General features: G+C 71.6%; 21 protein-coding genes. 7 read left to right on the top strand and 14 right to left on the bottom strand.

Translation table 11 applies throughout. The annotated features are described in order from the left end of the window. Positions 1–13: 13 nt before the first annotated feature. Together AWC30_RS05480 and AWC30_RS05475 are read right to left on the bottom strand one after the other, a co-directional pair. Positions 14–469 (bottom strand): nucleoside deaminase, encoded by a 456-nt coding sequence (locus AWC30_RS05480; protein WP_085109197.1) that lies wholly within the window; start codon positions 467–469, stop codon positions 14–16. Further along, a complete protein-coding gene (locus tag AWC30_RS05475) occupies positions 466–975 on the bottom strand; it encodes a tRNA adenosine deaminase-associated protein (protein ID WP_085109196.1) in 510 nt (169 codons plus the stop codon). The genes AWC30_RS05480 and AWC30_RS05475 overlap by 4 nt, the downstream gene beginning before the upstream one ends. A 111-nt stretch (positions 976–1,086) precedes the next feature. Between AWC30_RS05475 and AWC30_RS05470 the strand changes: the two genes are divergently transcribed. Continuing rightward, entirely contained in the window at positions 1,087–2,025 is a 939-nt protein-coding gene (locus tag AWC30_RS05470) for a prephenate dehydrogenase (RefSeq protein ID WP_234807955.1), read from the top strand. Here AWC30_RS05470 and AWC30_RS05465 read toward each other — a convergent pair. Then, positions 1,988–2,581 (bottom strand): putative glycolipid-binding domain-containing protein, encoded by a 594-nt coding sequence (locus tag AWC30_RS05465; RefSeq protein WP_085109194.1) that lies wholly within the window; start codon positions 2,579–2,581, stop codon positions 1,988–1,990. The genes AWC30_RS05470 and AWC30_RS05465 overlap by 38 nt on opposite strands. Before the next feature lie 111 nt (positions 2,582–2,692). On the opposite strand from AWC30_RS05465, the gene AWC30_RS05460 reads away from it, so the two are divergent. After that, the gene (locus AWC30_RS05460; protein WP_085109193.1) at positions 2,693–3,013 is read left to right on the top strand and encodes a LapA family protein; all 321 of its coding nucleotides are present in this window, start codon (positions 2,693–2,695) and stop codon (positions 3,011–3,013) included. Here AWC30_RS05460 and AWC30_RS05455 read toward each other — a convergent pair. Beyond that, positions 2,997–4,031, bottom strand: coding sequence for a phosphotransferase family protein (locus tag AWC30_RS05455; RefSeq protein ID WP_085109192.1), 1,035 nt, complete (start codon positions 4,029–4,031; stop codon positions 2,997–2,999). The two genes, AWC30_RS05460 and AWC30_RS05455, sit on opposite strands and share 17 nt — an antisense overlap. Before the next feature lie 4 nt (positions 4,032–4,035). Then, on the bottom strand, positions 4,036–4,668 hold the full coding sequence (locus AWC30_RS05450) for a histidine phosphatase family protein (RefSeq protein ID WP_085109191.1): 633 nt from the start codon (positions 4,666–4,668) through the stop codon (positions 4,036–4,038). 62 nt (positions 4,669–4,730) lie between these two features. Here AWC30_RS05450 and AWC30_RS05445 point away from each other — a divergent pair, with 62 nt between their 5' ends. After that, a complete protein-coding gene (locus AWC30_RS05445) occupies positions 4,731–5,699 on the top strand; it encodes an NADPH:quinone oxidoreductase family protein (RefSeq protein WP_085109190.1) in 969 nt (322 codons plus the stop codon). Position 5,700: 1 nt separating this feature from the next. Here the strand turns inward: AWC30_RS05445 and AWC30_RS05440 are convergent, their stop codons facing one another. The 8 genes from AWC30_RS05440 to AWC30_RS18165 all read right to left on the bottom strand — a co-directional run bounded on the left by AWC30_RS05440 (position 5,701) and on the right by AWC30_RS18165 (position 15,694). Beyond that, positions 5,701–7,578: an alkyl/aryl-sulfatase gene (locus tag AWC30_RS05440; protein WP_085109189.1), complete on the bottom strand. Its 1,878-nt coding sequence runs from the start codon at positions 7,576–7,578 to the stop codon at positions 5,701–5,703. 46 nt (positions 7,579–7,624) lie between these two features. Next, on the bottom strand, positions 7,625–9,586 hold the full coding sequence (locus AWC30_RS05435) for an ArnT family glycosyltransferase (RefSeq protein WP_085109188.1): 1,962 nt from the start codon (positions 9,584–9,586) through the stop codon (positions 7,625–7,627). Beyond that, on the bottom strand, positions 9,583–10,839 hold the full coding sequence (locus AWC30_RS05430; RefSeq protein WP_085109187.1) for a bifunctional glycosyltransferase family 2/GtrA family protein: 1,257 nt from the start codon (positions 10,837–10,839) through the stop codon (positions 9,583–9,585). The genes AWC30_RS05435 and AWC30_RS05430 overlap by 4 nt, the downstream gene beginning before the upstream one ends. A 44-nt stretch (positions 10,840–10,883) precedes the next feature. Further along, the gene (locus tag AWC30_RS05425; protein WP_420093270.1) at positions 10,884–12,779 is read right to left on the bottom strand and encodes a glycosyltransferase family 39 protein; all 1,896 of its coding nucleotides are present in this window, start codon (positions 12,777–12,779) and stop codon (positions 10,884–10,886) included. Continuing rightward, positions 12,776–14,338, bottom strand: a complete 1,563-nt coding sequence (locus AWC30_RS05420; protein WP_085109185.1) for a sensor histidine kinase — start codon at positions 14,336–14,338, stop codon at positions 12,776–12,778. The genes AWC30_RS05425 and AWC30_RS05420 overlap by 4 nt, the downstream gene beginning before the upstream one ends. Beyond that, a complete protein-coding gene (locus AWC30_RS05415; RefSeq protein WP_085109214.1) occupies positions 14,316–15,020 on the bottom strand; it encodes a response regulator transcription factor in 705 nt (234 codons plus the stop codon). Before AWC30_RS05415 ends, AWC30_RS05420 begins: the two co-directional genes overlap by 23 nt. A 101-nt stretch (positions 15,021–15,121) precedes the next feature. After that, positions 15,122–15,508, bottom strand: a complete 387-nt coding sequence (locus AWC30_RS05410) for a nuclear transport factor 2 family protein (protein WP_085109213.1) — start codon at positions 15,506–15,508, stop codon at positions 15,122–15,124. A gap of 54 nt (positions 15,509–15,562) precedes the next feature. Beyond that, on the bottom strand, positions 15,563–15,694 hold the full coding sequence (locus AWC30_RS18165) for a hypothetical protein (RefSeq protein WP_264000407.1): 132 nt from the start codon (positions 15,692–15,694) through the stop codon (positions 15,563–15,565). Positions 15,695–15,968: 274 nt separating this feature from the next. On the opposite strand from AWC30_RS18165, the gene AWC30_RS05400 reads away from it, so the two are divergent. The 3 genes from AWC30_RS05400 (at position 15,969) to AWC30_RS17895 (ending at position 18,898) form a co-directional block, all read left to right on the top strand. After that, positions 15,969–16,964 (top strand): phosphotransferase family protein, encoded by a 996-nt coding sequence (locus AWC30_RS05400; protein WP_085109212.1) that lies wholly within the window; start codon positions 15,969–15,971, stop codon positions 16,962–16,964. A gap of 37 nt (positions 16,965–17,001) precedes the next feature. Further along, positions 17,002–18,282, top strand: a complete 1,281-nt coding sequence (locus AWC30_RS05395) for an amidohydrolase (RefSeq protein ID WP_234807952.1) — start codon at positions 17,002–17,004, stop codon at positions 18,280–18,282. A gap of 97 nt (positions 18,283–18,379) precedes the next feature. Then, positions 18,380–18,898 carry a DUF2510 domain-containing protein gene (locus AWC30_RS17895; RefSeq protein ID WP_109561941.1) on the top strand — a complete coding sequence of 173 codons (519 nt, stop codon included), beginning with the start codon at positions 18,380–18,382 and terminating at the stop codon, positions 18,896–18,898. Positions 18,899–18,919: 21 nt separating this feature from the next. On the opposite strand, the gene AWC30_RS05385 is transcribed toward AWC30_RS17895, so the two are convergent. After that, entirely contained in the window at positions 18,920–19,465 is a 546-nt protein-coding gene (locus tag AWC30_RS05385) for an STM3941 family protein (RefSeq protein WP_133053656.1), read from the bottom strand. A 114-nt stretch (positions 19,466–19,579) separates the two neighbouring features. Here AWC30_RS05385 and AWC30_RS05380 point away from each other — a divergent pair. Continuing rightward, a partial coding sequence (locus AWC30_RS05380; protein ID WP_133053655.1) for a DDE-type integrase/transposase/recombinase occupies positions 19,580–20,310 on the top strand: 731 nt, incomplete at its 3' end.

Raw genomic sequence — 20,310 nt, 5'->3', positions numbered from 1 at the left:
AATGCCGGGCCGCTCACCCCAATCGCTGGCGGGCGAAGAACTCCCGCAGCGGTACCGCGCACTCCTCGGCCAGGACCCCGCCGCGCACCTCGGGCCGGTGGTTGAGCCGCCGGTCGCGCACCACGTCCCACAGTGAGCCGACGGCGCCCGTCTTGGGCTCGAACGCCCCGAAAACCACCCGGGCCACCCGGGCCAGCACCAACGCCCCGGCGCACATCGTGCACGGTTCGACGGTGACCGCCAACGTCGCCCCGCCGAGGCGCCAACCGTCCCCGGCGACCGCCGCCGCGGCCCGCAGGGCCAGGATCTCGGCGTGCGCGGTGGGGTCGGCGAGCGCTTCACGGGCGTTGACGGCGCGGGCGAGTTCGGTGCCGTCGGCGTCGACCACCACCGCCCCGATCGGCACGTCGCGGGGCCCGGCGGTGCCCGCGGCGGCCAGTGCGGCGCGGATCAGGTCGTCGTCGGTCACCGGCCGAGCCGGTCCAGCACCGCCGACAGTTCGGCGGCGAAGCCCATCTCCGCGGCGATGCGGCCCAACTGCTCATCGGCGTAGAGGTCGGTGTCGGCCAGGATGACCCCCAGCACCGCCTCCGGCAGGCCCAGGTCGGCGAGCAACCCCAGGTCGCCCTCCTCGAACGGGTCGGCGTCGTCCAGATCGTCGGGGTCCAGGTCGGCGTCGAGGTTGTCCAGCGCCTCGGCCGCCAGGTCGTAGTCCAGCGCCGCGGTGGCGTCCGAGAGCAGCAGCCGGGTGCCGCCCGGGGCCGGCCGCAGGATCACGAAGAACTCGTCGTCGACGTCGAGGAACCCGAACACGGCGCCGGCACTGCGCAGTTCCCGCAGCGCGCTCTCGGCGGCACCCAGACTCCCCAGCGCCGCGGCGGGCAGCGCGCTGCACCGCCACCGCCCGTCCTCGCGCACGACGGCGACGCCGAAGCCGTCCGGGCTTTCGGTGCTCGCGACGCGCTCTGCTCCCATCGGCGCCTACGCTAGTCCCCCGACAGGGCGTTGACCAGCCGAGACCGGTCGCGCGACCGGCGCCGTCGGCGGGTATGCCAACCTGAATACGTGGCGGAATCACCGGTATGTGTGCTGGGGCTGGGATTGATCGGCGGCTCGGTGCTGCGCGCGGCCGTCGCCGCCGGTCGACAGGCGTTCGGCTACAACCGGTCGGCGCGCGGCGCCTCGGAGGCGGCGGCCGACGGCTTCGACGCCGACACCGACCTGCACGCCGTACTCACCCGCGCCGCCGACACCGACGCGCTGATCGTGTCGGCCGTGCCGGTACCTGCCCTGCCCGGGATGCTCGAGCACATCGCCGACTGGGCGCCGGACTGCGCGCTCACCGACGTGACCAGCGTCAAACGCGAGGTCCTGGACCTGGTCACCGCGGCCGGCCTGCAGCGCCGCTTCGTCGGAGGGCACCCGATGGCCGGCACCGCGCATTCCGGCTGGACCGCCGGCGATGCCCGGTTGTTCCGCCGCGCCCCGTGGGTGATCAGCGTCGACGATCACGTCGATCCGGCGGTGTGGACCCAGGTGATGCATCTGGCGCTGCAGTGCGGTGCGGTGGTGGTGCCGGCCCGCTCCGACGAGCACGACGCCGCGGTCGCGGCCATCTCGCACCTGCCGCACCTGGCCGCCGAGGCCCTGGCGGTCACCGCCACCGACGTGCCGCTGGCGTTCGCGTTGGCAGCCGGGTCGTTCCGGGACGGCACCCGGGTGGCCGGCACCGCGCCGGACCTGGTGCGTGCGATGTGCGAGGCCAACGCCGAGCAGCTGCTGCCCGCACTCGACGAGCTGCTGGAGCGGCTGTCCGCGGTGCGCGCCACGCTCGCCGAGCACGGCTCGGTGGCCGAGCTGGTCGAGGAGGGGCACGCCGCCCGGACCCGCTACGACAGCTTCCCCCGCCACGACATCGTCACCGTCATGATCGGCGAGAACGATTGGCGCGACGAACTGGCCGCCGCCGGTCGGGCCGGCGGGGTGATCAGATCCGCTCTGCCAGTCCTGGATAGGCCACGATGAAGCCGTCGTCGTCGACGGTCAGGATGGCCTCGGCGACCGGCGAGCTGACCGCGATCCCGTCGCCGGCGCTGCGGTAGCTGATCGTGGCCGGGTTGATCTCCATACTCGGCAGGGTCAGGTAGATCACCGGCACGCTGACGGTGTCGCCCTGGTCCCTGACCCCCAGCCGGCGGATCGGCAGCGCGTTGAAGAACGGGCTCAGCACGAGGTCGACGTCGAGCGCGCCGTCGAACGACGCCCGCGATTCGCCCTGGCTGCTGCTGACCAGCCACATGTTCTCCTCGTCGCGGGCGATCGAGAGTTGACGTTCCCGCTCGGCGAGGGTGACCCGCAGCCCGATCCGCTTGGCGGCGCCGGTGTCATCGGTCTGCAGGTCGTAGTAGGCGTTGAAGGCCGGGTGCGTCGCGGTGGCGGCCGCGACGATCTGCCCGGCGGCCTTGATCCTGCTGCCGGAGAGTTGGATCCGCACCGATTCCATCCGGCTGGCGTCGGGGGCCCGCCAGGTCAGAATCGTCGACCGGGCGCCCGACGGCGGCTCAGCGGGGGCGTCACTCATCCGTCCACCGTAAGACAAAGCCCGGCCGGGGCGAAGTCCGGTGGGGCCGCGGTGCGGGGCAACCCCGGGGTTTGCGCGACATCGGCCGCTCCGAGGGGTAAGGATGGTGTCATGAGCCACCAGTCCCCCGCGCCGTCCAACCGGCCGCAGCCCAAACCGTCGGCCCCGCCGCAGCAGCCCAAGATCACCCGGGCCGGCGCACTGTGGGTCTCGCTGATCATCGGGTTCTTGACCCTGATCGTGCTGCTCATCTTCATCGCACAGAACACCGGTTCGGTGCCGTTCACCTTCCTGGGGTGGCACTGGAACATGGCGCTCGGGGTGGCGATCCTGGTGGCGGCGGTGATCGGCGGCCTGTTGACCGCCATGGTCGGTACCGTGCGGATCTACCAGCTGCGCCGCGAGGCCAAGAAGCTCACCGCGCGGCGCTGAGCTCGCGCAGGCCGCGCGCGATCAGCGGGGCGACGGTCTCCCCGACCCGGTCCGCGCCGTGCTCGTCCTCGCCCGCGGCCCGGTTGCGGTAGTCGATGCCGGCGGCGATGATCGCCAGCTTGAAATAGGCCAGGCCCATGTAGAAGCTCCAGTGCTCCAGCGGCCGCCCGGCGGCCACCGAGTAGCGCTGCGCCAGTTCGTCGGCCGACGGCAGCCGCGGTGAGGTCCAGGCGGCCGGGGTGTCGATGATCAGATCCAGCGAGGGATCGCGGTAGACGCACATCAGCGCAGCGTCGGAGAGCGGGTCACCCAGCGTGGACAGTTCCCAGTCGACCACCGCGCGCACCCGGCCGGCGTCCCGCGCGTCGAGGATGGTGTTGTCGATCCGGTAGTCGCCGTGCACGATCGCCGCGTCCCCGGTGGCCGGGACCGCCTCGGCCAGCGCGGTGTGCAGGCGGGTGACGTCGTCGTCGCGCGCGTCGTCGGGTAGCCGCACATGCTGCCACTGCGAGCCCCACCGGCGCACCTGCCGCTGCAGGTAGCCGTCGGGTTTGCCGAAGCCGGTCAGCCCGACCGCGGCCGGGTCGACGGCGTGCAGGTCGGCCAACACCCGGATCAGCGCGTCGACGCACCGGTCGACGGTGGCGTCGTCGCCGAGGTCGTCGAGGTCGCCGGCGGTGCGCACCACCCGACCGTCGACGAATTCGACCATCTGGAACGGTGCGCCCAGCACGCTGTCATCGTCGCTGTGGGTGACGGTGCGCGCCACCGGCACCGCGGTGTCCTGCAGCGCCGCCATCACCCGGTACTCGCGGCCCATGTCGTGCGCCGAGGGCGTCAGGCCGTGGAGCGGGGGTCGCCGCAGCACCCACCGTGAGGTGTCGTCGGCGATCAGGAAGGTCAGGTTCGACCGGCCGCCGGTGATCAGTTCGGCCCGCAGGTCGCCGCTGCGGGCGACCCCGATGTCCCGCAGATGGCGGTCCAGGGCCGCCAGGTCCAGTCCCTCGTGGGTGGTCATCGGTTCACCTCGTGCTCGTTTCGTCGGCCGTCATCCGGTTGTTGCGCGGCAGCAGATCCCAGACGTGTTCGGTGCCGTTGACCGCGACCACCCCGGCGCGACCGGAGCGGGAGTACAGCAGCCGCGTCACCGACACGTAGTCGATCGGGAAGGACAGCAGCCGTCGGGTGCCGAGGATCTGGTGCAGGATCACGTTGATCACTCCGCCGTGACTGAACACCGCGACCGTGTCGTCCGGGCCGGCCGCCGCGACGACGTCGGCGACCGCCGCCTCGACCCGGCCGCAGAACTCGTCTTCGTCGACGCCGGGCGGTAGGTGCCCGGCCGACATCCGCGCCCACGCCTCGGGCTGTTCGGCGCGGATCTGCTCGACCGGGACGTAGGCCGAGAGGTTGCGGTCGTACTCGGCGAAGCGTTCGTCGATCTCGATCGGCAGGCCCCGGTGGTCGGCGACCGGCTGCGCGGTCTGCACCGCGCGGCGCTGCGGGCTGCTGACCATCCGCGAGATCGGGAAGCGCGCCAACGCGTCGGGAAGCCGACTCGCCTGCTCGCGGCCCTCCTCCGACAGGTCGGGGTCGGCGCCCTGACCGTGCTCGCTGCGCAGCGGCAGGGCGTGGCGGACCAGAAGCAACTGCATCGGCTCAGCCTAAGGTGGCCACCGACCCGGCTCGGCGACCGGTGCTGGATAGGGTGTGGCGCATGCGTGCGGTTGTCTGCAAACAGTACGGTCCGCCCGAGGATCTGGTGATCGAGGAGGTGGCGGAGCCGACGCCGGGGCCGGGCCAGGTTCTGGTGCGGGTACGGGCCGCCGCGGTGAACTTCCCCGACGTGTTGCTGATCGACGGGAAGTATCAGCTGAAGATCCCGGTGCCGTTCACCCCCGGCAGTGAACTGGCCGGCGACGTCCTGGCGGTCGGTGACGGGGTGGGCCTCGCCGTGGGCGACCGGGTGCTGGGCACCTCGTTCGTGGGCGCATTCGCCGAGCAGGCGGTGGTGCCCGCCGAGACGCTGACCCCGATTCCCGACACCGTCGACTACGGTTCGGCCGCCGGCTTCGGCATCACCTACCGCACCGCCTACCACGCCCTGCGGTCCGTCGCCCGGGTGCAACCCGACGACTGGGTCGTGGTGCTCGGCGCGGCCGGTGGGGTCGGTTTGGCGGCAGTCGATCTCGGCGTGCTGCTGGGTGCACGGGTGCTGGCGGCGGCGTCGACGCCGGAGAAGCTGGCGGTCTGCACCGCCCGCGGCGCAGCCGCGACCATCGACTACGACCGCGAGGACCTCAAGCAGCGGATCCGCGACATCACCGGCGCGGGGGCGCAGTCGGTGCTCGACCCGGTCGGCGGTGACTACGCGGAGCCGGCGTTGCGGTCGCTGGCCCGCGGCGGGAGGTTCGTCACCCTCGGCTACGCCGCGGGCGCGATCCCGGCGATTCCGCTGAACCTGGTCATGCTCAAGGGGATCAGTGTGCAGGGCATGGAGATCCGCACGTTCGCCACCGATCACCCCGACGACAACGAGCGCGACCTCACCGAGTTGGCGCAGTTGTTCGCCGCCGGCCGCATCATGCCGCACATCGGCGCGCGGTTCCCGCTGGAGGAGGCGCCTGCCGCGCTGCGCTATGTCGCCGACCGCAAGGCGATCGGGAAAGTGGTCATCGAGGTGTAGTTCAGGGGGTGACGATCGCGAACCCGGGGTCGGGTTCGTCGAGCACCCCCAGCAGCGTGGCCGGCGCACTGTGGTCACCGGTGATCTCCAGCCCGGGTGAATCCAGGTCGCCGGCCAGCGCCGCCAGCAGACGCATGCGGTTGGTCACCGCCACCGTGGCGTCGGCGGTCGGTGCTCCGGCCCGCCGATTCCGGTGCACGAGAACCCCGTTGCGCAGAGTGAGCCGGTATGCGCTGGCGGTGTCGGCGAAGGACACGTCCAGCGTCAACGACAACTCCCAAGCCCGGGGGCCGTCCACCCGGATCGCCAGCGCATCGAAGATCTGCTCGACGCTTAACTGCGTCAGCAACGAGGGCGATGCGACCCGCACCGCGCTGGAGGCGGTAACCCCGCGCAGTTCCGCTGCGCCGGTGAGGAAGAAGTTTCGCCAGGTCGCGTTCTCCGCTCCGTAGGCCAGCTGTTCGAGCGTGTCGGCGTACAGGCTGCGCGCACCGTCGTGATCGGCATCGGTGAACACCGCATGATCGAGCAGGGTGGCGGCCCAACGGAAATCACCGCAGTCGAAGGCCTCACGCGCCAGGTCGATCACCCGGTCGATCCCACCGAGCGCGGCCACGTAGCGCGGCCCGAGTTGCTCCGGCGGGTGTGGCCACAGCCGGGCCGGGTTGCCGTCGAACCATCCCATGTAGCGCTGGTAGACGGCCTTGACGTTGTGGCTGACCGAGCCGTAATAGCCGCGGGTGTGCCAGGTCCGCTCCAGCGCGGGCGGCAGTGTGAATTCCTCGGCGATCTCGGCGCCGGTGTGGCCGCGGTTCAGCAACCGCAGTGTCTGATCGTGCAGATAGGCGTACAGGTCACGGTGCAGCGCAAGGAATTCGGTGAGTCGTTCGGTGCCCCACGTCGGCCAATGGTGCGACGCGAACACCACATCGCTACGGCTCGCGAACATCTCGATCGCCTCGGTGAGATATCCCGACCACAGCCGCGGGTCGCGGACCAGCGCCCCGCGCAAGGTCAGCAGGTTGTGCATGTTGTGGGTGGCGTTCTCGGCGATGCACAGCGCCCGGAAGCCCGGGAAGTAGAAGTGCATCTCGGCGGGAGCCTCGCTGCCCGGCGCGAGCTGGAACTCGATGTCGACGCCGTCGATGCGCTGGGTCTGTCCGGTGCGTTCGATGACCACTGTCGGCGCGATGAGGGCGACTTCTCCGGTGGAGGTGTTCTGGCCCAGGCCACAGCCCACCTGGCCGCTCGGGCCACGGTCGAGCAGGGTGCCGTACATGTAGGTCGCGCGGCGGGCCATCGCGGTGCCGGCGTAGACGTTCTCGGCCACGGCGTGTTCGAGGAAGCCATCCGGCGCCAGCACCGGCACCCGCCCCTCATCGACGTCGGCCTGGGTGGTGACCCCGAGGACACCGCCGAAGTGGTCGACGTGGCTGTGGGTGTAGATCACCGCGGTGACGGCGCGCTCACCGCGGTGGGCGCGGTAGAGCGCCAGCGCGGCAGCGGCCACCTCGGTGGAGATGAGCGGGTCGATCACCAGGACACCGCGGTCCCCTTCGACGAAGGTGATGTTGGACAGGTCCAGCCCACGCACCTGGTAGATGCCCGGAACCACCTCGTAGAGACCTTGTTTGGCGGCCAGCTGGCACTGCCGCCACAGGCTGGGGTGCACCGTCGGCGGCGCTTCCGCGGCGAGGAAGCCGTAACTGTCGTTGTCCCACACCACCCGCCCGTCGGCGGCGGTCACCACGCACGGCTCGAGTGCGGCCAGGAAGCCGCGGTCGGCGTCGGTGAAGTCGGTGGTGTCGGTGAACGGCAACTCGGCGCGCTGGGCGCGGTGAGCTTCGGCGATGACGGGGCTGACCGGATCGGGGTTCACGGTGTCGACCTTGCCAGCAGCCCGGGCGCGGCGAGCGCGGAACCGGTCAGCCGGTCAGGTCGTAGACGGTGGCATCGCCGACCTGTTGCGCCGAAAAGGTGGCCTTCACCCAGGCGGTGATCTGCCCGGCGGGACCGTCGTCGCCGTGCCGGTGCGGCCGGTCCCCGCCGGCGATGAAGTAGCGCACCTGACGTTCGGTGACGTAGCGCTGGAACTGCGCGAGCGTCGGCCAGTTGTCGCCACCGCTGAACCCGCCGATCGCCATGACCGATTTTCCGGTGCGCAGTTCCAGGCTGCCGGCGGTATGGGAGCCGACCGCCGCCGCGGCCCAGCGGGTGTCCCCGGTGCCGGCGATCAGCGCCTCCAGGTCGGGGTTGTCGACCGCCTGCGGGGGTGGGCCGCCCGGCGGCGGGCCCGGCTGCGTGTTCGGACCCGGCGGCGCGGGCCGGTCGGAGGGCGCGGGCTGGCCGGATGACCAGGGTGGGCGCAGGTCGGGGCGCGGCGGCCCCGAGATCGGGATCGGCCCGCCCTGCGCGTGCCCGCCGATGACGGTCTCCACCGTGTAGGCCGCGGGTCCGGCCAGGCCGGCCAGCAGCCCGGCGGCGGCCAACGCGACACCCCACCGACCCGGTCGCGCGCCGGTGCCCAGCAACAGGATCGCGGTCGCGACCGCGGCGATCAGCAGCGCCCAGCGCAGCCAGGGCAGCCAATCGGGGGTGCGGTCGAGCAGGGCGAAGGCCCAGAGCCCGGTTCCGGCGCACAGCGCGGCCAGGACGGTGCGGGCCGGGACGGTGGTGCGCCGCCGCCACAGCTCGATGACACCGATCGCGGTCACCGCCGCGATCGCCGGCGCCAACGCCACCGTGTAGTAGGGGTGCATGATGCCGCGCATGAAACTGAACACCGTCGCGGTCACCAGCAGCCAGCCGCCCCACAGCAGCAGCCCGGCCCGGATCCGGTCGGTGCGCGGCGCCGAACGGGTCAGCCAGAGTCCGGCGATCAGGCCGACCAGCGCGGCCGGCAGCAGCCACGCGATCTCGGTGCCCATCGAGGCACCGAACAGCCGGGTGATGTCGGCGTCGCCGCCGAACATCACCGAGCCGCCGGGCGGCCCGCCGGGCCCACCCGGGCCGGCATGCTCACCCCCGACCGGGTTGCCGGCGCCGCCGAGTACCCGCCCCAGCCCGTTGTAGCCCAACGCGAGTTGCAGCAGGCTGTTGTCGGTGGAGCCGCCGATGTAGGGCCGCGAGTCGGCCGGCCACACCTCGACCAGGGCGACGAACCAGCCGCCGGCGATCGTCATCGCCGCCGCCCCGGCCAGCAGGGCGCGCAGCCGCACCCAGACCGGGCCGGGGACCGCGACCAGCACCACCAGCCCCAGCGCCGGAGCCACCAGGAACGCCTGCAGCAGCTTGGTCAAGAACGCCAGCCCCAGCACCGCCCCGGCCAGCGCCACCCAGCGCGCCGGGGGCCCGTCGAGTGCGCGCACCACGGCGTAGGCCGCCACGACGAGCAGTAGAACCAGCAGCGCGTCGGGGTTGTTGTACCGGAACATCACCGCCGCCACCGGGGTGGCCGCCAGGATCGTGGCGGCCAGCAGACCCGCCCCCGTGCCGCTGGTCCGGCGCACCGCGGCGTAGAGCAGCGCCACCGAACCGACCCCCATCAGCGCCTGCGGCACCAGCATCGACCAGGAGTTGAAGCCGAACAGCCGGCCGGACAGCCCCATCACCCACAGTGCCGCGGGCGGCTTGTCGACGGTGATGCCGTTGCCGGGATCCAGCGAGCCGAACAGCAGCGCTTTCCAGCTCTGGGTGCCGGCTTGCACCGCGGCGGCGTAGAACGCGTTGGCGTAGCCGGCCGCCCCGAACCCCCACAGGTAGAGCAGCGCGGTGCCCGCCAGTACCGCCGCCAGGGCCGGGCGCGCCCAGCGCGGCGATGCCGCCGACCGGTCGGCCGCCGGGGCGGCCACGGTGTCCGCCGCGACGGGCTCGGTCACCGCCGTCATCGCCGCGCTCCGGCCCGCCGCCGACCGAACACCCAGCCGCGCAGTAACACGAACCGCAGCAGGGTCGCCGTCAGGTTCGCCACCACCAGCACCGAGAGTTCGATGGCGCGGGACGGCTCGGTGACGTGGTGCAGCAACGCCAAGGAGCCGCTGGTCAGCCCCAATCCGATCGCGAACACCACCAGCCCCTGCCCCTGGTGGCGCACCAGCCGGGCACGGCCGCGGACACCGAAGGTGAACCGGCGGTTCGCCGCGGTGTTGGCCACGGCGGTGACCAGCAGCGCGATCAGGTTGGCCGGTTGGGCGCCCAACGGGCGCAACACCACGAACAGCACCAGATAGGCCAGAGTGCTGACCGCCCCGACCGCGGCGAAGTTGACCAGCTGGCTGAGCAGTGACCGCGGCGCGTCGGACCGGTGAGTGAACTGCGCGGCGATCGACTGCACCGGGATCTCTCCCCGGGCGAACCCGGTGAGCAGCCGGACGATGCCCTTCAGGTCGGCGAGAGCGGTGGCGAGGATGTCGACCCGGCTGTCGGGGTCGTCGACCCAGTCCACCGGAACCTCGTGAATGCGCAGGCCGCTGCGTTCGGCCAGCACCAGCAATTCGGTGTCGAAGAACCACCCGGTGTCGTGCACGTGCGGCAGCAGGCGCCGGGCGGCGTCGGCGCGGATGGCCTTGAAACCGCACTGGGCGTCGCTGAACCGGGCGGCCAGGGTGGAGCGCAGCAGCAGGTTGTAGCACCGCGAGATCAGTTCCCGCTTGGCGCCGCGCACCACCCGCGAGCCGCGACCCAGCCGGGTGCCGATCGCCAGGTCGGAGTGCCCGGAGATCAGCGGAGCCACCAGCGGGGCCAGCGCCGCCAGGTCGGTGGACAGGTCGACGTCCATGTAGGCCAGCACCGGGGCGTCCGAGGCCGACCACACCGCGCGCAGTGCGCGGCCGCGGCCCTTCTCCGCCAACCGCACGGCCCGTACCCCCGGGATCTCGTCGGCGAGGGCGGCGGCGATCTGCGGGGTGGCATCCACGCTGGCGTTGTCGGCGATGGTGATCCGGAACGGGAACGGGAACTCGGCCTGCAGGTGGGCGTACAGCCGACGGATCGATCCGGCCAGCGCGACCTGCTCGTTGAACACCGGAACCACCACGTCGAGCACCGGCGCCCCGGTCTGCGCGGCGATCGACACCGCGGCGGGGCGCCGGGCGGTGTCGGTGCGGTCGAGGCTGTCCGAACTTGCGGCGATCGTGGTCATACCCCGATCTTGGCGGGGTGGTGTAGGGCGCGGATGGGCGGTTCTTATGCGCCGGCTGTGAATCCCCGGGACAGGTCGTAGACTTCGACGCCGTCGACGGTCCGGGCCGGGAAGTGGCGCGTCACCCAGGCCGCGATCCGGGCGGCCTCCCGGCTGCCGCTGACCTGGTGGCGCGGTGTGGGCGGGGCCCCGCCGACGAAGAAGTGGATCCGCCCGGCGGCCACCAACTGCCGGAACCGATCCAGTGTCGGCGCGGGGTCGGTGCCGTTGTACCCGCCGACGGCCATCACCGGCGCCCGGGCGGCCAGTTGGTAGCCGGCGGCCCGATTGGACCCGACGGTGGCCGCCGCCCAGGTGTAGTGCTCGGCGTCGCCGCGCAGCAGCGCGGTCAGCGCCGGCCCCGGTGTCGACGGGAACAGCAGGGCGGCGATCCCCCCGTCTTGCGGCGGGCCGCCCCGCCGAGGGCCGCCGTCGCGCGGCGGGGGCGGGCCGTGCGGTCCGTGCCGGGCGGGACCGGCGGTGGGCAGCGCCCCCTGGCTCGGATGGGCCACCGTCGCCACCGAGTACGCCGTCGGCGCGGCCAGTCCGACCACCACCGCCGTGACCGCGAGGGCCCGTGCGGCGGCGGCGGGCAGCCGGCCGGCCGCCGCGAGCAGTGCGGCGGCGATCAACCCGGCGGCCAGGACCGCGATCCGCAGGCCCGGCGACCACGCCGGGGTCCGGTCCAACAGCAGGTAGGCGAAGCCGGCGGTGACCAGCATCATGGCCGCGAGCGCGGCCGCCGCCCAGGTCTCCGCGCGGCGCCGCCACAGCAGAACGGTTCCGATCGCGACGGTCGCCGCGATCGCCGGCGCCAACGCCACCGTGTAGTAGGGATGCAGGATCCCGTTGGCGAAGCTGAAGACCCCGCCGGTCACCACCAGCCAACCGCCCCACAGCAGCACCGCCGCGCGCACCGGGTCGGTGCGGGCCCGCCCGCGGGTGATCCACAGTGCGGCCGGGATGGCGATCAGCGCCGCCGGAAGCAGCCACCCGATCTGGTCCCCCATCGAGGGGCCGAACAGCCGCGCCGCGCCGACGTCGTGGTTGGTGTTGCCCAACCCGCCGACCTCGTCGCCGGTCAACCGGCCGAGCCCGTTGTAGCCGAGTGTCAGTTCGATGATCGAATTGTGCTGCGAGCCACCAATATAGGGCCGCGCCGATGCCGGCCACAGCTCGACCAGCACCAGATACCAGCCGGCGGATGCCACCAGCGCGCCCAGCCCGCCCAGCAGCCGCCGTAGCCGGGTGCGCAGCCCGGTGTCGGCGGCCAGCACGTACACCGCGGCGAACACCGGCACCACCACCAACGCCTGCAGCATCTTGGTCAGAAACGCGAACCCGACCATCACCCCGGCCAGCGGCAGCCACCAGGAGCCGCTGTCGGCGCTCAGCGCTCGCTGCACCGCGTAGGCGGCCAGCACCAGCAACAGCACCAGCAGCGCGTCGGGGTTGTTGTAGCGGAACATCAGCGTCGCCACCGGCGTCACCGCCAGCAGCGTCCCGGCCAGCAGCCCGGCGCGGGCGCCGGCGACCCGGCGCACCGCGGCGTACAGCACACCGACCGCGGCGACCCCCTGCAGCGCCTGCGGCACCAGCAGACTCCAGGAGTTCAGCCCGAACAGCCACACCGAGGCGCTCATCACCCACAGCGCCGCAGGCGGCTTGTCGACGGTGATCGCGTTGGCCGCGTCGCTGGACCCGAACAGGAACGCGGTCGGGTCGGCGGCGCCGGCCTGGGCGGCCGCGGCGTAGAACGCGTTGGCCCAGCCGCCGGCCGACAGGCCCCACAGGTACAGCACGGCGGTCGCGGCCAGCAGCGCGCCCAGCGCCCAGGTCGACGGGTCGATACGGCGATGCCACCGTCGGGGCGGGGCGACGGCGGGCGGCGGGGCGGTCAAGCGCACCCGTCGATGATCGGCGGCGTCGATGGTCCGGAGGTGGGCGCCGGCTGTGCGGGGGTTAGGAACGGCAGCGCGACGGTGAACCGGGTGCGCCCGGGCGCACTGGTCACCGCGATGGATCCGCCGTGGGCACGGACGATCGCCGAGACGATCGCCAACCCCAACCCGGTGCTGCCGCCGCGGCGGGAGCGGGAGGTGTCGCCGCGGGCGAACCGCTCGAAAACCTCCGACTGCAACGCCGCCGGGATGCCGGGCCCGTCGTCGCTCACCTGCAGCACCGCCCGGGTCGGCTCGGTGAACAGCCGGGTGGTCACCACGGTGCCCGGATCGGTGTGCACCCGCGCATTGCCGAGCAGATTGGTCAACACCTGCCGGAGCCGCGCCTCATCACCGAAGACCACCACCGGCTCGGCGGGCAGGTCGAGGTTCCACTCGTGGTCGGGTCCGGCGACGTGGGCATCCCGGACCGCGTCCACGGCGAGCCGGGACAGATCGACCGGTTCGCGCTGCAGCGGTCGACCGGAATCCAGTCGGGCCAGCAGCAGCAGGTCCTCGACGAGGCGGGTCATCCGCTCGGTCTCCGAGGCGACCCGGTTCAGCGCGTGGGTCACCTCGCCGTCGCCGTCGTCGGAGCCGCGCAGGCGCTGTGCCAGTTCGGTGTAGCCGCGGATCGCGGTGAGCGGGGTGCGCAGTTCGTGGCTGGCGTCGGCGACGAACTGCCGCACCCGGGTCTCGCTGGCCTGCCGGGTCGACAATGCGGCGGCGATGTGGTCGAGCATCCGGTTGACCGCCGAGCCCAGCCGGCCCACCTCGGTGCGCGGGTTGGCGTCGGGTTCGGCCACCCGCACCGGCAGCGCGACCTCGCCGCGGTCCAGCGGCAGGTTGACCACCTCGCCGGCGGTGCGGGCCACCCGGTTCAGCGGCGCCAACGCGTGGCGGATGATCAGCAGCCCGGCGGTGGTGGCGATGGCCAGCGCGGCCACCATGACGATGCCGAAGATGAGCAGCACCCGCATCGCGGTGGCGTCGACACCGGCCAGCGGCAAGCCGGTGACCACGGTGTCGCCGCCGTGGCGGGCAGGAAGTGCCAGCAGTCGGTAGCGGCCCATCCCGTCGAGGGTGACGGTGGCCGGACCGGTGCCGGCGGGCAGCTCGGCCAGCTGCGTGCGCGCGGTGTCGGTGAGCGCGGCGCGGTCTCCGGCTCCGGTCAGATAGCCGGCGTCGACCACATCGCCGGCGTGTAACACCTCCGCGACCAGCCCCACCGGCTGCCCCGGCGCGTCCAGAAAGTCCGGTCCCGGGCCGGGCCGCGGGAACGGACGCACGTGGTCCCATCCCGGGGGCGGGGGCGGGGGCGGCTCCCCGTGGATGACCGCCGAGCGCCGCGCCACCTCATGCAGCTGGGTGTCGAGTTGCCCCACCAGGTAGCGGTAGAGGGCGAATTCGGTGACCGCGCCGATGCCCAGGCACACCGCCGCCAGTAGCACCACCTGCCCGGCCAACAGCCGGGTGCGCAGCGACCAAGTTCGCCGGTTACGGCGCAGGTTTGAGGACATAGCCCGCCCCGCGCAGAGTGTGGATCATCGGTGCGCGGCCGTTGTCGATCTTCTTGCGGAGGTAGGAGATGTACAGCTCGACGATGTTGGACCGGCCACCGAAATCGTAGCTCCACACCCGGTCCAGAATCTGGGCCTTGCTGAGCACCCGCCGCGCGTTCTGCATCAAAAACCGCAGCAGCTCGAATTCGGTGGAGGTCAACGTGATCGGCTCGCCGCCGCGGCTCACCTCGTGGCTGTCCTCGTTGAGGACCAGGTCGCCGACGACGATCTCCGCGCCGCTGTCGGCGGTCGTCACCCCGGCGCGGCGCAGCAGTCCGCGCAGCCGCAACACCACCTCTTCCAGGCTGAACGGCTTGGTGACGTAGTCGTCGCCGCCGGCGGTCAACCCGGCGATCCGGTCCTCGACCGAGTCCTTCGCCGTCAAGAACAGCACCGGCAGATGCGGGTGGTGGCTGCGCAGCGCGCGGATCACCTCGAGACCGCTCATGTCGGGCAGCATGATGTCGAGCACCACCACGTCGGGACGTTCGGTGCGGGCCGCGCTGATCGCGGCGCCCCCGTCGCCGGCGGTGGTGGCGGTCCAGCCTTCGTAGCGCAGCGCCATCGACACCATCTCGGCGAGCACCGCCTCGTCGTCGACGACCAAAACGTGGATCGGGCTGCCGTCGGCGCGGCGCATCACCTCACGGTCGGTGGGCGCGGGGGTCACGGCTCCCAGTATCGCCGCCGCCGATGGACCGCGGCTATGCGCGCCCTTTGCGCCGGCTGTGCGCCGCGGGTCTACTGCAGCAGTTCGGCCATCTTGGGGATGACCGTCTGCAACGCCTTGATCGGCCGCAGCATCACCTTGAACTCGGCGATCTTCTCGTCGTCGCCCCAATGGATGATGTCGACACCGTTGACGTGGACACCGTCGATGGTCGCGGTGAACTCCAGCACCGCCGACCGCTCGCCGTGCCATTGCTGCACGTAACGAAATCCGGTGTCCTCGCCGGCGAACACCTTGCCCGCCGCGGACAGATAGGCCAGCACGGTGTCCTTGCCCCGCTGCGGGGTGAACACCGCCGGCGAGTAGAAGACGGGATCGTCGGCGAGCATTGCGGCGACGCCGTCGAACTCACCCGCCTCGACGAGTTCGAGCCACCGGGTGATCACAGGTGAGGTCATGTGGTCACGGTAGGCCGTGCGGGCCACCCCGGCATCGGCCGGCCGGTCAGGAAGCTACGACCGCCACAGGCCGAGCGCGCGTCCCAACCGGCGCCACCACGGCCCCTCCTCGACGACCTCCTCACGGGCCTCTTCTGCCTCGCGGGCGTAGTCGTCGATCGATTCGTCGCCTTCCTCAGCACGCATCCGCGCTGCTCCCTTCTCGGCGCTCCGGCGGATCCGCTGGGGTCAGCCGCTTGGGGGTCTCCTCCGGGGCCAACCGCTCCGGCGGTTCAGCCGGGGTGCCGCGCTCAGGTGTCTCCGCGGGCGGGCCGGGGGCTTCGCGATCCCGTCCCGCCGCCACACGCCGGTCAGTCACTGTCACCCGGGGCGGCTACCCGGTCACCGCCGGATCGAAACGCCCGGGACGGTGCCCTCGAGTAGGTTCGGGCCTGTGGATCTCGATGCGGTCGCCGCCTGGATGTCCGAGCAGGGCTTGGGCGAGGGGCCGTTGTCGGACGTCACCGAACTCGCCGGGGGCACCCAGAACGTCATGGTGCGCTTCACCCGGTCGGGCCGCGACTACGTGCTGCGCCGCGGACCCCACCATCTGCGCCCGACCAGCAACACCGTGATCCTGCGCGAGACCCGGGTGCTGGCCGCGCTGGCCGGCACCGGGGTGCCGCATCCGGCGCTGATCGCCGCCTGCCCCGATCCGGGCGTCCTCGGCGACGCGGTCTTCTACCTGATGGAGCCGGTGGAGGGCTTCAACGCCGGCCAGGGGCTGCCGGCACTGCACGCCGGGGACGCCGCGATCCGCCACCGGATGGGCCTGTCGATGGCCGACGCGCTGGCGCGGTTGGGCGCCGTGGACTACCGCGCGGTGGGGCTGGGCGACTTCGGCAAGCCCGACGGGTTTTTGGACCGGCAGGTGCCGCGCTGGCTGTCGGAGCTGGAGTCCTACGCCCGGTTCGAGGCCTACCCCGGCCCGCAGATCCCGGGTGTCGCCGAGGTGGCGGCCTGGCTGCAGCGCGAACAGCCGTCCGTGTGGACGCCGGGGATCATGCACGGCGACTACCACGCCGCCAACGTGATGTTCTCGCTCACCGGTCCGGAAGTGGCCGCGATCGTGGATTGGGAGATGTGCACCATCGGCGATCCGTTGCTGGATCTGGGCTGGCTGTTGGCGACCTGGCCGGACCCGTCGGTCCCGCCGGTGCTCGAACAGGCGCTGACCGGCTACGGCGGGTGGGCCACCCACGCCGAGATCATCGATCGGTACTCCGCCGCCAGCAGCCGCGATCTCACCGCGATCACGTGGTACACGGTGCTGGCGTGCTTCAAACTCGGGATCGTGCTGGAGGGCACGCTGGCCCGCGCCTACGCCGGGAAGGCGCCGCGCGAGGTCGGTGAGCAGCTGCACGCCGCGGCGGTACGGCTGTTCGAGCGCGCACAGGTCTTGACCGACTCGCGATGATGGAGGCACCGGGATCGGTGGGTCGAGGGGAGTCGAGGTGACCGAGTTGCGTTCCGCCCGAGGCCACGCCCTGGTCGATGACATGGTCGACGCCGACACCACCCGCCTGGTGGAGATGTTCAAAACCCTGCACGGCACCCCCGAATTGGCGTTCGCCGAGGTGCGCACCGCACGCACCGTCGCCCAGGGGCTGGGCAACCTGGGCTTCCAGGTCACCAGCGGCATCGCCGGCACCGGGGTGGCAGCGGTGTTGGAGAACGGGCCCGGGCCGACGGTGATGTACCGGGCGGACATGGACGCGCTGGCCATCGAGGAGGCGACCGGGCTGGACTACGCGAGCACCGTGCGGGTGCGCCGCGACGACGGCACCACCGTCCCGGTCGCCCACATGTGCGGTCACGACGCGCACGTGGTGTGGATGATGGGCATGGCCAAGGTGCTCGCCCGGACCACCGACGCCTGGTCGGGTACCGCGGTGCTGATCGGCCAGCCGGCCGAGGAGGCCATCACCGGCGCGCAGGCGATGGTCGACGACGGGCTCTACGATTTCGTGCCGCGTCCCGATCACCTGGTCGGGCTGCACACCGCGCCGGCCCCGGTCGGGATGGTGGTGGCCTCCGGCGGCACCCGACTGGCCGGCACCGATCAACTCGACATCGAGTTCCGCGGGGTCGGCGGGCACGGCTCGATGCCGCAGCTGACCAAGGACCCGGTGCTGATGGCGGCGCTGGCAGTGGTCGAGTTCCAGGCGATCATCAGCCGCACCATCGCCCCGCAGGAGACCGCGGTGCTCTCCGTCGGCTCGGTGCAGGCCGGGGTGGACAACAACGTCATCCCGGATCGGGCGCTGCTCAAAGCCAACCTGCGCTGGTTCAACACCGCGGTGCGCGATCAGCTGCTGGCCGGGATCCGCTCAGTCAGCGACGGCCTGGCCCGCACGTACGGGATGCCGGCGGATCGGCTGCCCGCGATCACCATGAAGGGGCACTCCCCGCCGCTGGTCAACGACGACGCGCTCACCGCCCGGGTGGCCGAGCGGTTGCAGCAGGTGTTCGGCGAGGGCGCGGTGGTCACCGATTTCCCGGCGGCCACCGGCTCGGAGGACTGTCATCTGCTCAAGGGACCGCACTCCGATGTGCCGCTGGCCTACCTGCTGGTCGGGGTGGCCGACCCGCAGGTCTACGCCGCAGCCGCCGCCGAGGGCAAACTGTTCCCCTACTCGCCGCACTCCCCCGAATACATCGTGGATTTGGCCGCAATCCCGTTCGGCGCCAAGGTCGCCAGCCACATCATGCTGGATCTCCTCGACGAAGCCTGACCGGGGATCGGGTTCTCGCAGCAACATTGCGGCCGGTTCGTGTCAGTGGTGCCCGATACCGTCGGAGTACCCCGGTTCGGCGTCATAGGAGGTCACCATGGCTGCTCCCCTTCCCCCGCCCGGCTGGTATCCGGACCCGTCCGGCGCCCCCGGCCAGCGTTACTTCGACGGCCACGACTGGTCGGCTCAGCACTTGGGCGCCGCGCCGATCATCATCAACAACGTCGTCGGCGCGGCGCCGGTGGTGGTGCGCTCGGGGCCCAACCACGTCCTGCATCTGATCCTGACCCTGCTGACCTTCGGCCTGTGGCTGCCGGTGTGGCTGCTGGTCACGCTGGCCAGCAGCCGGCCCAGCCCGCAGGCCTGGCGGGTCATCGGGGTGGTGTTCGCCGCGCTGATGCTGATCGGGCTGGCCGGCTCCAGCCCGGGGGCGTTCGTCGTGCTGGCCTTGCTGGCCGGCGGCGGCTATCTGGCCTACCGCTCCCGCGAACATGACGGGCAGCGGCGGCTGGAGCAGGCCCGGATCGCGGCCCGCGCCGACGCCCAGAACCAGGCGTTGCTGTTCGGGCACCCGTCGGGAACCTACGGCCAGTACCCGCCGAATCCGTTGGTGTAGCGCCGGGATATCCGGTGTGCGCTATCGGCTTCCCGGCCGCAACTCCGCGGGGGCGAAGCGGTCGAACGCCGCCACGAGGTCGGCGAAACTGTGATCGGTGGCGATGACGTTCAACGAGATGTCGCCGTAGCCCATCCCGGTATTCAACCGCTTGACCCACCCGAGGATGGTCTTCGACGGATAGGCTGCCGGGTCGTACAGGTCGAGGTTGAGATACCACTGCCGGCGCACCGCAGCGACGTGGGCCGCTCGGATAGCGGTCCACGGGATCACCTGCTCAGACCACTGCCGCCAGTAAATTCCCTCGGCGTCGACGCGGAGAGCCAGGCCACCTCGGATCAACCGTCCCACACTGACCGGGAGACACAGCCCGAAAAAGACGACCGACAGCCACCCGATAATCCGGTGAAAAATCGTGGCGTCCGCTCCGTCGCCGAGAACACCGGCTATCCACAGGCCGCCCACCACGAAGACCACGCAACCGATCATCAGACCGAATACTTTGATCCGGCTGACCCGGGCCTCGAATGGCATGAGGTGCGCCTTTCCGCGCGGGATCGCGGTCACAAGAGCACGCCCGGAGGTGTGTGAGTTCATGACATAGGTGACAGCTGAGTCGCGACATGGGTGACACCGTCAGGGGTGGCTGATGAGTCGGGTCATAGGTGACAGTCACGGTTCATGTCCAAAGCCCGTGTGGTCGTCCTGGAAGTCCTCAGCGGGAACCTGTCGGTCACCGCCGCTGCCAAGACCTACAAGATCTCCCGCCAACACATCTACCGCCTGCTGGCCCGCTACCGCACCGGCGGCCTTGAGGCTGTTGAGCCCCGCTCACGGCGCCCCGCCAGCAACCCCCGCCGAACACCCGATGAAGTCATCGCCGCCATCGTGCACCTGCGTGAACACCTCGTCGCCGAAGGCCTCGACGCCGGGCCCCTGACTCTTCAAACCCACCTGGCGCGTCAATGCCTGCCGGTGCCGTCGACCTCCACGATCCGGCGCATCCTGCACCACCACGGTCTGATCACCCCCCAACCACGCAAACGCCCCCGCAGCTCCTATCACCGCTTCGCCGCCGAACAACCAAATGAATGCTGGCAATCGGATTTCACCCACTGGACCCTGGCCGACGGCACCGACACCGAAATCCTCAACTGGCTCGACGACCACTCCCGCTACCTACTGTCCTGCACCGCCCACCACCGCGTCGGCGGCCCCCACGTCGTGGCCACCTTCACCGCCACCACCGTCGAATACGGGCCACCCGCAGCCACCTTGACCGACAACGGCTCGGTCTACACCTCCCGATTCACCGGCGGCCACAACGACTTCGAACGCCTCCTGGCCGCCCTGGGCATCACCCAGAAAAACGGCCACCCCGGCCACCCCCAAACCCAAGGCAAAATCGAACG

The sequence above is a fragment of the Mycolicibacillus trivialis genome (assembly GCF_002102395.1).
GTDB classification, from domain to species: Bacteria; Actinomycetota; Actinomycetes; order Mycobacteriales; family Mycobacteriaceae; genus Mycobacterium; species Mycobacterium triviale.
Note: the sequence above shows the minus strand (reverse complement) of the source record. Positions and strands in the feature narration are given on the sequence as shown.

Bases quoted from the DNA above. Each gene is read 5' to 3' on its own strand.
- AWC30_RS05475 (WP_085109196.1), bottom strand. From the start codon at position 975: ATGGGAGCAGAGCGCGTCGCGAGCACCGAAAGCCCGGACGGCTTCGGC.
- AWC30_RS05465 (WP_085109194.1), bottom strand. From the start codon at position 2,581: ATGAGTGACGCCCCCGCTGAGCCGCCGTCGGGCGCCCGGTCGACGATT.
- AWC30_RS05460 (WP_085109193.1), top strand. From the start codon at position 2,693: ATGAGCCACCAGTCCCCCGCGCCGTCCAACCGGCCGCAGCCCAAACCG.
- AWC30_RS05455 (WP_085109192.1), bottom strand. From the start codon at position 4,031: ATGACCACCCACGAGGGACTGGACCTGGCGGCCCTGGACCGCCATCTG.
- AWC30_RS05450 (WP_085109191.1), bottom strand. From the start codon at position 4,668: ATGCAGTTGCTTCTGGTCCGCCACGCCCTGCCGCTGCGCAGCGAGCAC.
- AWC30_RS05445 (WP_085109190.1), top strand. From the start codon at position 4,731: ATGCGTGCGGTTGTCTGCAAACAGTACGGTCCGCCCGAGGATCTGGTG.
- AWC30_RS05435 (WP_085109188.1), bottom strand. From the start codon at position 9,586: ATGACGGCGGTGACCGAGCCCGTCGCGGCGGACACCGTGGCCGCCCCG.
- AWC30_RS05430 (WP_085109187.1), bottom strand. From the start codon at position 10,839: ATGACCACGATCGCCGCAAGTTCGGACAGCCTCGACCGCACCGACACC.
- AWC30_RS05420 (WP_085109185.1), bottom strand. From the start codon at position 14,338: ATGTCCTCAAACCTGCGCCGTAACCGGCGAACTTGGTCGCTGCGCACC.
- AWC30_RS05415 (WP_085109214.1), bottom strand. From the start codon at position 15,020: ATGCGCCGCGCCGACGGCAGCCCGATCCACGTTTTGGTCGTCGACGAC.
- AWC30_RS05410 (WP_085109213.1), bottom strand. From the start codon at position 15,508: ATGACCTCACCTGTGATCACCCGGTGGCTCGAACTCGTCGAGGCGGGT.
- AWC30_RS18165 (WP_264000407.1), bottom strand. From the start codon at position 15,694: ATGCGTGCTGAGGAAGGCGACGAATCGATCGACGACTACGCCCGCGAG.
- AWC30_RS05400 (WP_085109212.1), top strand. From the start codon at position 15,969: ATGTCCGAGCAGGGCTTGGGCGAGGGGCCGTTGTCGGACGTCACCGAA.
- AWC30_RS17895 (WP_109561941.1), top strand. From the start codon at position 18,380: ATGGCTGCTCCCCTTCCCCCGCCCGGCTGGTATCCGGACCCGTCCGGC.